Below are 13,697 nucleotides of genomic sequence, written 5' to 3'. Positions count from 1 at the left end.
ACCCGCAGGTGTTCAGCCGCGCAGGGCGGACACCGTTGCGACCAGCAGATCGCCGGCGAAGCGCGAATCCAGGGGCGGATGCGGGGATCCGGGATCGGTGACCAGGGTGACGAACACGACGTGGCCGTCGACGTAAGCCTGCGCGGTGACGGCGTTGCCGTCGGTCTCGGTGCCGGACTCGACGACCATGCGGGTGGTGACCGTCATCGCGACGGTGTCGACGCCGTCGATGTGGGGTGCCGCAGATGTGGGGGTGAGACTCACCTCACCCGTCGTGTGTGCGAACGCCATCGTCCACTGCGCACATTCGCTGATCAGCCCGGCGTCCGGGACGCCCTGGCCGGGCACCGCGACGACGACGTAGATGGTTCCACCCGGCCCAGACGCCGAGTACCCACGAATCCCCGGATCGGCGGGAGCCGGGTCGGCCAGTGCGGCACATTGCGGGGGCTTCGCCGTCCAGCCGGATCCGAAGCCCCACAGCGCGGCTGCGCTCAGCGGTCCGGATATGTCGGCGATCTCGTAACCGGCGGGCAGTGCGGGCCGGATCCGTTTGATGTTGGCCGGATTGACCGGACCACTGCTGGGCGACGCGCTCGACGACGACGGCGGCGCCGGATTGGGCCGCGCCGCGCACGCGGCCAGCACGAGCACCGTCACCAGACAGACGAGGAGCCGCCGCACGGGGCCTTGATACCACTGATTGTTTCCCTGGTGTGCGCGCCTCGCGGGCTAACCTGGCAGCCATGTGTACTCGAGTGCTGTGGAACAGCAACGACGTCGCCGTTCTCACCGGGCGGAGCATGGATTGGCCGGAGTCAACCCAACCGTTGATCGTCGGCTTTCCTCGCGGGCGTGAGCGGGACGGGATCAGCCCGGCCGGGTTCGTCTCCGATTCCAACCCGCTGCGCTGGACCAGTAAGCACGCAAGCCTGGTGACCACGATCTACGGGCTCGGCACCGTCGACGGCCTGAACGAAGCGGGCCTGGCCGGCCACGGACTGTATCTGGAGGCGACCGACTTCGGCCCCCGGGACCCGGCCAAACCCGGAGTGCAGGCCGGACTGTGGTTGCAGTACCTGCTGGATCAAGCGGATACGGTCGCCGAGGCGTTGCGGTTGATGAACGAGATTCAGGTGCTCAAGATCTCAGCCCACGGGCGTGACGCCAACCTGCATCTCGCGTTGGAGGATGTCGGCGGCGACTCGGCGATCATCGAGTTCGGCGGGGCAAAGCCGGTGATCCACCACGGCGCCCAATACACCTTGATGACGAATGATCCGACCTACGACGAGCAGTTGAAACTGCTCTCACTACAAGACTTCTCACATCCAAGCCGCGATATGCCGCTGCCCGGCAATGTCAATCCGGTCGATCGCTTCCAACGGGCCGCCTACTACTCGGCGCTGTTGCCCGCACCCGGTTCACAGCGTGAGGCGATCGCCGGCGTGATGGCGATCATGCGCAACGTGTCGGTGCCATTCGGTGCGCCTTACGCCAACTTCGGCGTCTACAACACCGAATATCGAACGGTGACCGACCTGACCAACCGGATGTACTTCTTCGAGCTGAGCACGAGCCCGAATGTGATCTGGATCGAGATGGACCGGTTGAAGCTGGACGACGGACCGGTCGCGGTCGACCCGTATGACTACTCACTGGTCGGCGACGTCACCGACCGCTTGGCGCCGCACGACTTACCGTTCTAGCGGTTGAGACGCCAGATATCGGTGGACAACAGGGTGGCGAACGAGCACCACAACGGGTAAGGCGTGAGAGCGGCACCGAACTTCGGGTCCGCAGCAGCGGCCCGGCGAGCTAGATCAGCGCTGCTGACGGCCAGTGCGCCGGCCACGATCACCGACGGGCCGAGCTTGTGCATCTTGAAAAAGAGCCAACTCCAGCCGGCATTGAGCACCAGGTTGGCACCCAGTGCACCGGCGTAGGCACGGGCCTTGTCGTCGTCGCCCGCGGCGCGGAACTTCTCGATGGTCGCGGCCGACGTGACCGCGACATCGGCGTACAGCGATGTCCATGCCACCGGGAACACCGCATTCGGCGGAACGTAGCGCGGCTTGCGCAGGGTCGGATACCAGGTCTCGACGCCCTTGCGGCTGGCGATGCTACCGACCACGGCCGCTGCGGCCGTGCCCAACGATGTTGCGATGATCGACTTGCCCATGGGCGCCACCGTACCCGCGCGGCGACCGGTCTAATCCCAACCGGGTGCGAGGTTTCAGGCCTGCCGCGCCGATCGGTCTGGTCGACGACTGCCGGGGAGCCGACGCTGGGACACTCGGCGATGCGACGGGGAGCGGCGCGACACCGACTCCGAACGGTCCTGCCCGTCTGGTCCCGAGCGGACGCCCGAAGCCCGCGTCCTGCAGGCCGTCGTCCAGTCCCGTGGGGATGGCGGCCAGGAGGTCACGCATCTTGGTCATCGGATCGCCCCGGTCGGCCAGCGTCGCCGGAGTCGGGTCACCTGGATTGACACCGCGGTCATAGCCCCATTCGACGATCACCCGCAGCGGGGCGTCGAGCACGTCGAGAATGGGCGCTGGCACTCCCAGCTGGGCCAGTGGCATCAGCAGCGGCAGCCGAGCGGCCGGCATCAGATAGTAGGCGGTATCGCCGGTGCTCCCCTGATACATCGCGGCGGTCACCGCCACGGTGTAGTTCGGATGCAGATAGACGATCCCGGCCAGCGCATTGAGATCGGCCAGCAGGTTGAGCGGGCGGCGCGGGAAGTCCACCCATCCGTCGTACTGCCACCCGATATCGGCGGTGGAGAACCGGCAGCCTGCGCCGTCCGCGCCGCAACTGTCCGTGGGTGTCGCGCCGTCGAAGGTCACGCCCAATCCGGGGATATGTAGCCCGGCGAAGCGTTCCATGATGCCGCCGTTCGGCCGATTGGGATTGCCGATGAGGACGAATGAGGCATGCAGCGCAGCACCGTTGGAATCGACGACGGGAAGCCACGTCCCGTCCGGGTTTCGGTACTGCGCGAGCAAGTTTCGCTTCACGATCGTCGCGATCCGCGCGCTCTGGGAGTATCCGAACACCGTGTAGTCCGACGCCGACGCCGATGCGGCGTCGGCGCCGACGTGGTGCTCCTTGCAGGACGTCCGCCCCTGCAGGCAGCTGGTCAGGTTGGTAACTCCGGTCGCCACCGATGTGTCGAACAAGTCGGGGCCATAAACCGGCCAGAACTGCTCAGGCGTCTGGACGGCAATCACGTTGTAGAGGCCAGGATCGCTCGGTTCGGACCGAGCCAGGCCGGTGGGTGCGATGTAGAGGTTGAGCGCGCCTTGGACGAACTCCCCGACGAAGTCGGCGGATTCACCGATCAACGGATGCCCGGTCCCGCCCATGATCAACGCTGTGGCGGCGGTTAGCTGAACGCCGATTGGCAGTGGCGCGGGGGATCCGAAAACGGCCGTGCTCACGACACCCAGCACCGTTGCGCACAGCAAGCGCAAACAGGTGGCCACGGCGCCCCCGTACGCCAGGCGCAACGCCTATGGTGGCTTCGCCCGATCCACCGCCGCGGCCACGCTGCGCCATTGCATTTACGCGACCTAGCAGCAATGGTGCTCCTCTTCTGCAACGGACGTTCGCAAACATTCAAATTCGCTGTGGATCGCACTAAGCTGCTCAATCGGATTTGGTTGGTCGCTGGGGACAGTGCGCCACGACAACAAGGAGAACTCGTTCGATGAACAAGATGACCGCGGTCGCTACGGCGGGTCTGGCTGCCGTTTCGTTGAGTTTTGCGCTTGTGGGCTGCGGCTCGGACAGCAAGACCGAGACCAAGACGTCCACGTCGACCTCGACGTCCACCGCGACGTCGACATCGAAAAGCACTGAGACATCAGCGAGCCCGGCACCAGCCACCGGAAACGCCCAGACGATCCAGGACTACCTCAAGGCGAACAACATCCAAGAGACGCCGGTTAAGCGCGGCGCTCCCGGCTCGCCCAACATCGATTTGGCGATGCCGACGGGCTGGTCAGATGCCGGCGCGCAGACGCCGGATTGGGCCTACGGGGCCATTGTCTTCGACAGCCCAGAGGACAAGGCTGACCCGCCAAGCATCATCGCGATCGTCTCCAAGCTGACCGGCAATGTCGACCCGAAGAAGATCCTCGAGCTGGCGCCGGGCGAGCTGAAGAACTTGCCCCATTGGGAGGCGCTCGGAGACCCCCAAACGAACACGTTGAGCGGTTTCGACGCTGTTCAGCTCGGCGGCAACTACGTTAAGGACGGCAAGAAGCGGATCATCGCGCAGAAGACGGTGGTGATTCCGGGCAAGGACGGGTTGTACGTCCTGCAGATGAACGCCGATGCACTGGATGGCCAGGAAGGCCCGTTGATCGATGCCACCAGCGTCATCGACAAGAAGACGACAATCACCCCCTGATCAGGGAACTCCGCGGCTGCCGGCGTGTGTATGCGCGCCGGCAGCCGCGCTCATTTATACCTAGTAAGGCTTGTGACATCAGACAAACAGCGGACACCGGAGGAGCCCGAGATCTCCACGGGGACTGCGCTGTTGAAGTCGATGAGTCCACCACGCACGAGTTCCGGCAGCATGAGTCCTCAGGCCCATGTCAGCCGCGGTCGGTCGTCACGCCGTAGCCCTGCATCGAGCGCGTGAATTCGAGCGGCTGGTTGTCGACGAACGTATCGGGCGAGAAGGCGCCGTCGGCCATGACCCCCCAGGCCCGCCGGCGCTGCATCGCCAGGCTGCCGGCGTCGTACAGAGGGAATACCGCAGCTTCGCGGTAGAACTTGGCCATCGGGAACTTTTGGTCGAGTGCGTTTACCCCGACGATGCGCATGCAGTCGAACACCACGCTATGCATCAGGTCGCCGCAGAACGTCTTGTTCATGCCGCCTAGTGCGTGTCCTTGGCCAGGAAACATGTCCATGTAATGCGCTGCCTTCCAACAAAAGTAGCGGCCAGCCTCTATCTTGGCCGCAACTTCGGTCAACAGGTTGCCGACGGCTTGGTGGTTGATGATTGGCACTGTCCCGCCGCCGGTGTAGGTTTTGGCCCACTTGAGAGTGAACTCATAGGCGCCGCGGGCAACACCGACCGCCGCCATGCTCGCGATCGGCGATGACCATGTGAAGTTGCGATTGATGAGAAGGTCGCCGTCGCCGTGTGCCAAGACGTTCTCCTGGGGTACGCGGGCGCCGCGAAAGGTCATGGTGACGTTCTGGCAAGTGCGGTGGGCCATCTTGTCGATCACTTCGTATTCGATGCCGGCTGTGCCGCGCTCAACGACGACCACGCTGAGCGCCCCGTCGCCGCCCTTGGTGCGATCCGTCCGAACGACGCAGACATTGATATCGGCTCCGCCTAGATCCCACCCCCCGGCATTACAGGGCCAGTGCTTCTCCCCGTTGAGTACGTATTCCCCGCGCCGTAGATCGTGATCGGCCACCAGCTGTATTCCAGCCGAGGGGCTTGGATGGTCGAAGTTTGCGGTGCCGCCGCGTTCACTGACCACCCAGCCTGCAAGGAACTGTCCGTCGGGATCTGACGTCGCTTGTCCAAGCCACTTCTCACGGTGAACGTCGCTGCCAAACCACAAAATCGGCATCAAGGCGAGTCCATTGACGAGCAGAATGGTGGGAAATCCCGGGTCGACGGCGCACATTTCCTCAATAGCGATCAGGAAATCGACGTTCGATGCGCCGCCACCACCGTATTCTTTCGGCAGGAACATCGTGGTTAAACCGAGAGTGGCTGCTTCCCGGTAGGCCGTGCGCATGGCGCAGAATGCATCCTGCGGATTTGGCAAGGCGTCCGCTGACTCGGCGACCGGTCGTAGTACGTCTTGCGCGAACTCGCGGACGAGTTGTTTGAGCTTCTTCTGCTTGGTTGTCATCTCGAAGTCGACCGTCATACTCCACCTCCTGGATGGCCGCCTTGCCGGCATGTCAGCGCCGAGACCACAGCGGTTCGGTGATCCTACGTTCACCATTAACACTGTCTTGCAGGGAATTTGGCTAAAGGTCGCGTGCGCGGTGAGTCATTCCTAGCGCGCCCCGTAAGCCCTGGTCATTTGCCGCTATATCGTCAAGGGTCGCGCTGTCGAGAACCGAGAGATAGGCATCCAACGCGCGGCTGAAGACATCTCGCGCACCGCACACGCCGGCGATTCGGCAGTAGCGGACCGGCCCGAGGCATTCGACTACCGCGAAGTCGGACTCCATCGTCCGCATCACTTCACCGACGGTGATCGTCGAGGGGTCCCGAACCAGTCGCACCCCACCTGCACGACCACGTGTGGACTCCACGATGCCGGCTGCCGCAAGCCGTTGGACCACCTTGTCCAGGTGATTGCGCGAAACTCGATGGGCGATGGCGATCTCGCCGACCGAGCCGCGCCGCTCGGATGACGCCCGTAAGTACATAAGGACACGCAAGGCGAAGTCCGCCTGATTCGTATGCTTCATGCTTGTCTCCATCGGCAGCGGCAGAAATGACACTTGGATAACCCAGTGCGGCCGGTGGGCGGTCGCCCCGCCGATAGCCACCTTGTATCCCCGCGACGCTGGCGGGTCCGGGTCGGGCGCCTCCGTTGGCAGCAGGCCCGGACCTGCCCGCAGGTCAGCTGGCGAGGGTACCGATGCTCTCGTGGTGTTTTCCAAACTGGACGTATTCGTCCTCCATGATTGCGCGGGGATTGAATAGCGGATCGGCGATGATGCCATGGACGCGTCGCCGTTGCATACCCATGTTGCCGCCATCGTAGATCGGCAGGACCGCGGACTCCCGCAGGATCTTGCCGAAGCCATTCTTCGTCTCGAGGCTGTTGACGCCGAAGATCTGCATGCACTTGAAAACGCAGTCGAACATGAGCTCAGTGACCTGAATTTTGTTCATTGCTCCGACCAGTTCGGCGTGTTGATCGTGTTTGTCGAGATAATCAGCGGCCCGCCACGAGAAGGATCGCGCCATTTCGATCTTTGACGCGACATCGCCGAGTACATAGCCAACGTTCTGGAAGCCGATGATGGGTTTGAGTCCGCCCGCGGTGTTGTTTTTCGCCCAGTCCAGGGTCATTTCGTATGCGGCCCGCGCCATGCCGACGGCCGCGATCGCCGCAACTGGACCTGACCAGGCGAAGTTGCGGTTGATGACTAGGTCACCGTTACCGGCAGCGCCAGGCAGCAAGTTTTCGATCGGGATGCGGGCGTTGTCGAACACGATCTCAGCATTCGACGCAAGTCGGTGACCGATCTTGTCGAGATGGCGGTACGTGACACCCGGGGTATCGCGTTCGAGGATCAAGGCCGAAAGGCCCTCGGTGCCACCCTTCTCACTATCGGTCCGAACGATCAGGGTGCCGGCGTTGACGCCTCTTTCATCCCACCCTGCTGATGACGGCCAATACTTGCGACCATTGACCACGTAGGCGTCACCATCCCGAATTGCCGTGAGGCCCACACCCGCTGGGCGCGGCAACTGGATATCGAAATTTGCAGTGCCAGAAGGATTTCCCGGGGGCTCACTGGCAGTCCAGCCGCCAAGATATTCGCCACTTGGATCAGAGGTTGCGGCAGTGAGAAACTTCTCCTTTTGCTCGTTACTGCCGTACCAGGCAATAGGCATGAGGCCGAGCCCGTTGCACAAAACGGTACATGCGAATCCGGGATCGATGACGCAGAGCTCCTCTGCTGCGATCACCAGGTCGACGCAGGAGACCCCGCCGCCGCCATAGGCCTTCGGCAACATACACATCGCGATACCAGCGCGATACGCCTCGATGTATGCCGGCTTGGTCATCTGAAATCCCTTGAGCGGATCTGGTTCGGCATCTGCCGCAGCGATCACAGGGGCAAGGACTGTCTCAGCGAAAATGCGGGCGTCATGCTGCAACTTCCGCTGTTCTTCGGACATTGAAAAACTGATGGTCATGAACTGACTCCCCAAACGTAGGTGGCATCATTCGGACGGATCGTCGCCCTCCTCGTTGCCGAGCGGCGATGCCCACAAGGCTCCAAATGTGGTATTACGAATACGTATTTATGCAGTTACCGTGCGGTTGCGGAATGTTCGGAAGAGCTCACTGCAGCCTCGACACAGCTGTGAGCGGGATCAGGCGAAGTCGGAAACAAGGGCCCTCAACCAAGTACGGCAACACCGCCAATCCCGGGGCACATCAGAGCTTCCGGAATCTCCAGAGCGATCCGGACGGCTACTCACCAAAGACGACGACGGCGGCTAGGCCCGGGAGAACGCCGAGGCGTCGGCGACCTGCTGCGGGCTTGGCCGCACCCCGGTGTAGCGCTCGAACTGTTCGGCCGCCTGCAGGGCGATCACTTCCGCTCCGGTGATGACCTGCTTACCGGCCGCCCGGGCCGCAACGATCAACGGTGTCTCCGACGGCAACGCGACCACGTCAAAAACGGTGTGCGCAGCGGCAATAACCTCATCGTCGTAAGCCGGTTCGTGTTCTTCGGGTCCGTCTGCCATCCCGATCGGTGTCACGTTGACGATCACCGGCGCACGTAGGTCGCCCACCTCACTGCGCCATTCATAGCCCAGGCGCTCGGCCAGATCGAGTCCGCTGTCGGTGTTCCTGGCTACGATCGTGCCGTTTCCGAATCCACTGTCCCGGAACGCCGTTGCCACCGCACTGGCCATCCCTCCGCTGCCGCGGATCAGCACCGCCGCGCCAGGATCCAAACCGTACTCAGCGATCAGCCGTTGAACGGCAGTGTAATCGGTGTTGGCCGCGATCAACTCACCGTTGTCGTTGACGATCGTGTTGACGGCGTTGATCGCGCGCGCGGACTTCTCCACCTGATCCACCAGCGCCAGGACATCGTGTTTGAACGGCATCGATACCGAACATCCGCGGATGCCCAACGCCCGCACTCCACCGATCGCGGCGGCGATATCGGTTGTGGTGAACGCCTTGTAGATGAAGTCGAGGCCGAGTTGCTCGTACAGGTAGTTGTGAAAACGAGTGCCGATATTACTGGGCCTGGCGGCCAGCGATATGCAGAGCCGGGTGTCCTTGTTGAGCGCGGGCTTGGCCATGTCAGCCGATCGCCCGGAGCACTTGCCGCACAGATGCCCTTATCTCGGCAGCCAACGCCGGATCAATCTGCAGCGCATCGACTTTCGGTACGTCGAATTCGGTGATCACTACTCCAGGTTCCTCCCGCTCCCAGTGCGCGCCGAAACGGTCGAGAATCGCCCGCATGGGCACGTTGTCGGACAGCACCCGCCCCGAGAACCGCTTCACTCCCCCGACGTTCGCCGCGATGACCAACGCGTTCATCATGAAGTTGCCGATGCCACGCCCCTGGTAGGCGTCACCGACGATGAACGCTATCTCGGCCAGTGCGGGATCCGACTGATCGCGGACGAACCGCACGTCGGCGACGACCGGGCCGTCTGCACCGTCCACCAGAACCCAGACGAAATGGTTGACGTAGTCGACCTGGAACAGGTAGTTCATCAGCGCCGTACTGGGCGCACGCATCGACATGAACCGGCGGTAAAGCGTCTCGGTAGAGAACTCGATCGGCCCGTTGGATGTGCGTTCGCTGTCACCGGGCAGCGCCGGGCGCAACATCAGCTCGGTGCCGTCCTTGAGAACCACGGGGATCGGGGTGACGAAGGCAGCCAGTCGTTGCCGCGCGGTGCGGACCATTCGCTCGCTGATGCCGGGCAGGTCGGCCAAGATCTCGAATGCGGCGCGGTCGCCGATGTACGCCGTCAGGGGTTCGGTGACCGTGACCGTGGCAGTGCGGGGCTTGTCGTGCAACAACGCGATCTCCCCGACGATCATGCCTGCGGAGACCTCGCCTAGGACGACCTCGCCATCGTCGCCGACGTGGCGCACTTCGGCCCGGCCGGATTGGATGAGCAGGAACGACACCGCTCGGTCCCCCTGGCGTGTCAAAACCTGGCCGACCGATGCCTGCAACGGCTGCAGTTCTGCGGCCAGCGGCCGTAGCAGCTCAGACGGGCACCCGTCGAACACCTCCATGTGCGACAACCCGGCGGTTCGCACCGTGATCAACTCTGGTGTCGCGCCCAGTGCCGACGCCAGACCGCTATCACCGCTATCTGCGGTCATATGACCTCCGTAGCCATCATCTCCGAGGTTACCGACGGTTGAGAACGGCTCGGGACCGATTCGGTACACGAACTCTGCCTGCTGTTGATCACGGTAGGGCTAGAGGTGCTTTGACCGGTTGACGAACCGCCCCGCACGCGGCGAAAACAGCCAACCGCCACCGGCTTTCGTTCCGCCGTCGACCGGAATGTTGTGCCCGGTGACGAACGCCGACAGTTCGGATGCCAGGAACAGCGCAACCCGGGCCTGATCCTGCGGCCAGCCGACCCGGCCGGCCGGCGCCCAGGACTGCCACAGGTGCTCGACGTCCTCGTAACCGGTGAGATAGTCCACCTGCGGGGTCTGGGTCAGATCTGTTCCGATGCCGTTGACCCGGATCCCGTGCCGGCCCACGTCGACCGCCAGGCAGGTCGTGAAGTGCGCGACAGCGGCTTTCATCGCGCCGTACACCGGATCGCGCGGGAAGCCACGCATGCCTTCCACGGAGTGGACGTTGACGATATTGCCGCTGCCCGCCTCGATCATGGCCGAGACGAACGCCCGGGTGACCGCAAAGACGTGCCGCAGATTGATGTCGTACATCCGCTGCCAGCTCTGCGGCGTCGACTCGTCGAAAGCCACCAGCGGCCGGTAATCCCCGACATTGTTGACCAACACGTCCACCCGTCGGTGCTCGGTCAACACCGCTTCGGCGAGACGCGCGACGTCGGCGTCGTCAGTGACGTCAACGACATGGCTGCGAATCACGCCACCGGCCGCCGAAACCTCGCGGCTGATCCGCTCGGCGCAAACGGGATCGATTTCGGCGACCTCCACCGCGGCGCCGTGGGCGGCGAACAGCGCCGCGATCGCTCCGCCGATGCCGTCACCGCCCCCGGTCACCACCGCAACGCGACCCGCCAACAAGCGATTCCAGTCCGGGATGTCCGGGATCTCCGCGACGCCGCCGGGGCCGTTGCTCATAGCGGCGCAGCCTACGCCGGTCAGTAGGCCAGGAGGTTGACAATCCTGGTGAACGCGCCCGGCAACGCCGCAGCCGTGGGCATGATCCGCGACCGGGTCGGCGCGAACTCGACGGCGTGCAGCAGACCCGCAGTCAGCAGCCGATAGCGCCGCGACATCCGCCGCCACTGCCGGTCATAGTCCCCCGGCCGATCGGCCAGAACACAATTCACCAACAACTCGGCACCACCGAACGCGATGCCCAGGCCCTCACCGGTCAGCGCGTCGACGTAGCCGGCGGCATCACCGACCAGCATGACGCGTCCCGCGGTGCGGCCTGCCACCCGCTGCCGCAACGGACCAGCGGCTCGCTCAGGTCCATGCGGGTGACCGTTCACCCGCTCGCTGAGCGCACCGAACTCGGCCAAGCGGCTGTCGAATCTGCCCTGTCGTGCGGTCAGGATCGCGATGCCGACGCAATCGTCGGCAACCGGCGTGACATAGGCCTCGGCACCATCGCCCCAATACACCTCGACCCGGTCACTCCACGGCGCGGTGTGGATGTGGCGTCGCTGCCCCCACCGACGCGAGCCTCGGCTTGGACGGGCCAGGCCGAGTGATCGCCGGATGGGTGAGTGCAGCCCGTCGGCGGCGGCCAGGTAGCGCGCGCGAAATCCGGCGCACTCAACCGAATCCGCGTCCTGACTGATCGATCCCACATGGGCGGTCACCAGGTCGACACCAGCCGCGATCGCCGCCTCGGTCAGGGTGCTGTGTAGCGCGGTCCGGCGCACCCCGAGCCCAGAGTCGGCCCGAAACGGCGCATCAACGCGGCGCTCCGCGTCGAAATAGGTGATTCCCCGAAACGGCTTGCCAGGAGGCGTGATTCCGAGTGCCTCGAGTTGGCGCACGGTGTAGGGCATCATTCCCTCGCCGCAGGCCTTGTCGATTGGCGCGCGGCGCCGCTCGACAACGGTCACCGTCAGCCCGGCGCGCGCCGCGTGCAGTGCGGTGACCAGACCTGCCGGCCCACCACCGGCGACCAGGAGATCGATCACGACAGGCTTGCCAGGGCGGCGTTTTCGGTACGGATACGGGTTCGCAACAGTGCGGCGTTGAGCACGGTGAAAACCAGTGCGGTGATCCATCCGGTATGGACCAGCGGTAGCGCGATACCTTCGGCGATAACCGCAACGTAGTTGGGATGGCTGAAGAAGCGGTACGGCCCGCCGGTGATCCGCGGAGCACCGGGAATGACCACGACCTTGGTGTTCCACTGCTGTCCAAGGGTGGTGATGCACCACCACCGCAAGCCTTGCGCCGCAATCACTATCGCCAGCATCGGCCAGCCGAGCGCGGGCAGGAAGGGCCGGTGTAGCCCGATCACCTCCACCAGGGCGCCGACAAGCAACGCTGTGTGCAGAACGACCATGATCGGATAGTGGCGTGCGCCGAATTCAACGCCGCCCTGCGCCTTGCTCCAGGCCAGATTTCGCCGGGCGACGACGAGTTCGGCGACCCGCTCGACCGCAACCGCTGCAACGAGCAGCACATACCAGATCATCAGTGCCAGCGCAGCAGCACCAGTTCCGAGCAGAATCCTGGCCCCATGGCCATCATCACGCTAGGACCTGCTGACGGACGCTTGGCGATGGTGTCACGCAACACGTGCAGCACCGAAGACGAGGAGATATTGCCGATGTCGGCCAGCGATCGCCAGGTCAGCTCCAGTGCCTCTTCAGGCAGTTTGAGGCTGTCAACGATGGCCTCGATGATCTTCGGGCCGCCCGGGTGGCAGACCCAGGTGCCGATATCGTCGATGCTCAGGTCATGTGTGGCAAGGAATTCCGTGACATCGGTAGGGAGGTAGCGCTCGATCACCTCGGGCAGATCGGCGGACAAGACCAGCTCCAAGCCGGATGCGCCGACGTCCCAGCCCATGGTGCGCAACGAATCTGGATACAGATGGCTGCGCGAGTCGATGACATCGGGTCCGCTGGCGTTGATCTTCGCGGCCCGCCGTTCACCGACCGCGACAACGGCGGCGGCGCCGTCGGCGAACAACGCGCCGCCGACCAGTCCGGGCATCGTGGGCTTATTCGCGGTGTACGTCATCGAGCACAGCTCCACCGACACCAACACCGCGACACCGTCAGGGTCACCTCGCAGGTAGTCGTGGAGGCGGGCCACTCCCGCCGCACCGGCGACACAGCCCAGCCCGAACATCGGCACCCGTCGCACGTCGGGGCGCATCCCCAGCCGGCCGGCGATCCTGGCCTCCATCGATGGGGCCGCGACACCGGTCACGGTCGTCGAAACGACCAGGTCAACGTCCTCGGGACGCAGGCCCGCTTCTTCGAGCGCACCGGCGACTGCGGCGGAGCCCAGCTCGACAGCGTGCTCGATGAACAGATCGTTGGCCTCGCCGAAGTCTTTCAGGGCCGCGTATTGGTCCAACGGCAAGACGAAGTGGCGATTGTCGACCTTGGCGCTGCGATGCAGTTTGCGGACAATCTCCTCATACTCGCTGTACCCATCGACGGCCAAGAAGGCTTCGGTGACTTCGGCCTGACTGAAGCGGTGCGGCGGCAATTCACCACGCACACCGGCGATAACACTGATCGGACGCATGCCTTCAACACGAGA

14 protein-coding genes are annotated in these 13,697 nt (G+C 64.0%); 2 read left to right on the top strand and 12 right to left on the bottom strand.

The window, feature by feature from the left end; genetic code table 11:
- Positions 1–12: 12 nt before the first annotated feature.
- Complete coding sequence (locus tag G6N38_RS16550; RefSeq protein WP_163749201.1) at positions 13–684, bottom strand: DUF5642 family protein; 672 nt, start codon at positions 682–684, stop codon at positions 13–15.
- A gap of 62 nt (positions 685–746) precedes the next feature.
- Here G6N38_RS16550 and G6N38_RS16545 point away from each other — a divergent pair, with 62 nt between their 5' ends.
- Complete coding sequence (locus G6N38_RS16545) at positions 747–1,709, top strand: bile salt hydrolase (RefSeq protein ID WP_163749200.1); 963 nt, start codon at positions 747–749, stop codon at positions 1,707–1,709.
- On the opposite strand, the gene G6N38_RS16540 is transcribed toward G6N38_RS16545, so the two are convergent.
- Together G6N38_RS16540 and G6N38_RS16535 are read right to left on the bottom strand one after the other, a co-directional pair.
- Positions 1,706–2,182: a TspO/MBR family protein gene (locus G6N38_RS16540; protein WP_163749199.1), complete on the bottom strand. Its 477-nt coding sequence runs from the start codon at positions 2,180–2,182 to the stop codon at positions 1,706–1,708. The two genes, G6N38_RS16545 and G6N38_RS16540, sit on opposite strands and share 4 nt — an antisense overlap.
- Positions 2,124–3,446, bottom strand: coding sequence for a PE-PPE domain-containing protein (locus G6N38_RS16535; RefSeq protein ID WP_163749198.1), 1,323 nt, complete (start codon positions 3,444–3,446; stop codon positions 2,124–2,126). The genes G6N38_RS16540 and G6N38_RS16535 overlap by 59 nt, the downstream gene beginning before the upstream one ends.
- A 269-nt stretch (positions 3,447–3,715) precedes the next feature.
- On the opposite strand from G6N38_RS16535, the gene lpqN reads away from it, so the two are divergent.
- The gene (gene lpqN / locus G6N38_RS16530; protein ID WP_163749197.1) at positions 3,716–4,420 is read left to right on the top strand and encodes an envelope biogenesis lipoprotein LpqN; all 705 of its coding nucleotides are present in this window, start codon (positions 3,716–3,718) and stop codon (positions 4,418–4,420) included.
- 190 nt (positions 4,421–4,610) lie between these two features.
- On the opposite strand, the gene G6N38_RS16525 is transcribed toward lpqN, so the two are convergent.
- From G6N38_RS16525 to G6N38_RS16485, 9 genes are all read right to left on the bottom strand, one after another.
- Complete coding sequence (locus G6N38_RS16525; RefSeq protein WP_163749196.1) at positions 4,611–5,915, bottom strand: acyl-CoA dehydrogenase family protein; 1,305 nt, start codon at positions 5,913–5,915, stop codon at positions 4,611–4,613.
- 103 nt (positions 5,916–6,018) lie between these two features.
- Entirely contained in the window at positions 6,019–6,468 is a 450-nt protein-coding gene (locus G6N38_RS16520) for an RrF2 family transcriptional regulator (protein ID WP_163749195.1), read from the bottom strand.
- A gap of 154 nt (positions 6,469–6,622) precedes the next feature.
- Positions 6,623–7,933, bottom strand: coding sequence for an acyl-CoA dehydrogenase family protein (locus G6N38_RS16515; RefSeq protein WP_163749194.1), 1,311 nt, complete (start codon positions 7,931–7,933; stop codon positions 6,623–6,625).
- Between the two features lie 306 nt (positions 7,934–8,239).
- The gene (locus G6N38_RS16510) at positions 8,240–9,061 is read right to left on the bottom strand and encodes a shikimate 5-dehydrogenase (RefSeq protein WP_163749193.1); all 822 of its coding nucleotides are present in this window, start codon (positions 9,059–9,061) and stop codon (positions 8,240–8,242) included.
- Position 9,062: 1 nt separating this feature from the next.
- Positions 9,063–10,070, bottom strand: coding sequence for an acetyltransferase Pat (locus G6N38_RS16505; RefSeq protein ID WP_407662992.1), 1,008 nt, complete (start codon positions 10,068–10,070; stop codon positions 9,063–9,065).
- A gap of 138 nt (positions 10,071–10,208) precedes the next feature.
- A complete protein-coding gene (locus G6N38_RS16500; protein WP_163749191.1) occupies positions 10,209–11,072 on the bottom strand; it encodes an SDR family NAD(P)-dependent oxidoreductase in 864 nt (287 codons plus the stop codon).
- Positions 11,073–11,092: 20 nt separating this feature from the next.
- Positions 11,093–12,109, bottom strand: coding sequence for an NAD(P)/FAD-dependent oxidoreductase (locus tag G6N38_RS16495; protein ID WP_163749190.1), 1,017 nt, complete (start codon positions 12,107–12,109; stop codon positions 11,093–11,095).
- Positions 12,106–12,615, bottom strand: a complete 510-nt coding sequence (locus tag G6N38_RS16490; RefSeq protein WP_163749189.1) for an isoprenylcysteine carboxyl methyltransferase family protein — start codon at positions 12,613–12,615, stop codon at positions 12,106–12,108. The genes G6N38_RS16495 and G6N38_RS16490 overlap by 4 nt, the downstream gene beginning before the upstream one ends.
- On the bottom strand, positions 12,615–13,673 hold the full coding sequence (locus G6N38_RS16485; protein WP_170314222.1) for a type III polyketide synthase: 1,059 nt from the start codon (positions 13,671–13,673) through the stop codon (positions 12,615–12,617). Before G6N38_RS16485 ends, G6N38_RS16490 begins: the two co-directional genes overlap by 1 nt.
- Between the last annotated feature and the right edge of the window lie 24 nt (positions 13,674–13,697).

Origin of the sequence: Mycolicibacterium helvum (genome assembly GCF_010731895.1) — a bacterium.
GTDB lineage: Bacteria > Actinomycetota > Actinomycetes > Mycobacteriales > Mycobacteriaceae > Mycobacterium > Mycobacterium helvum.
Note: the sequence above shows the minus strand (reverse complement) of the source record. Positions and strands in the feature narration are given on the sequence as shown.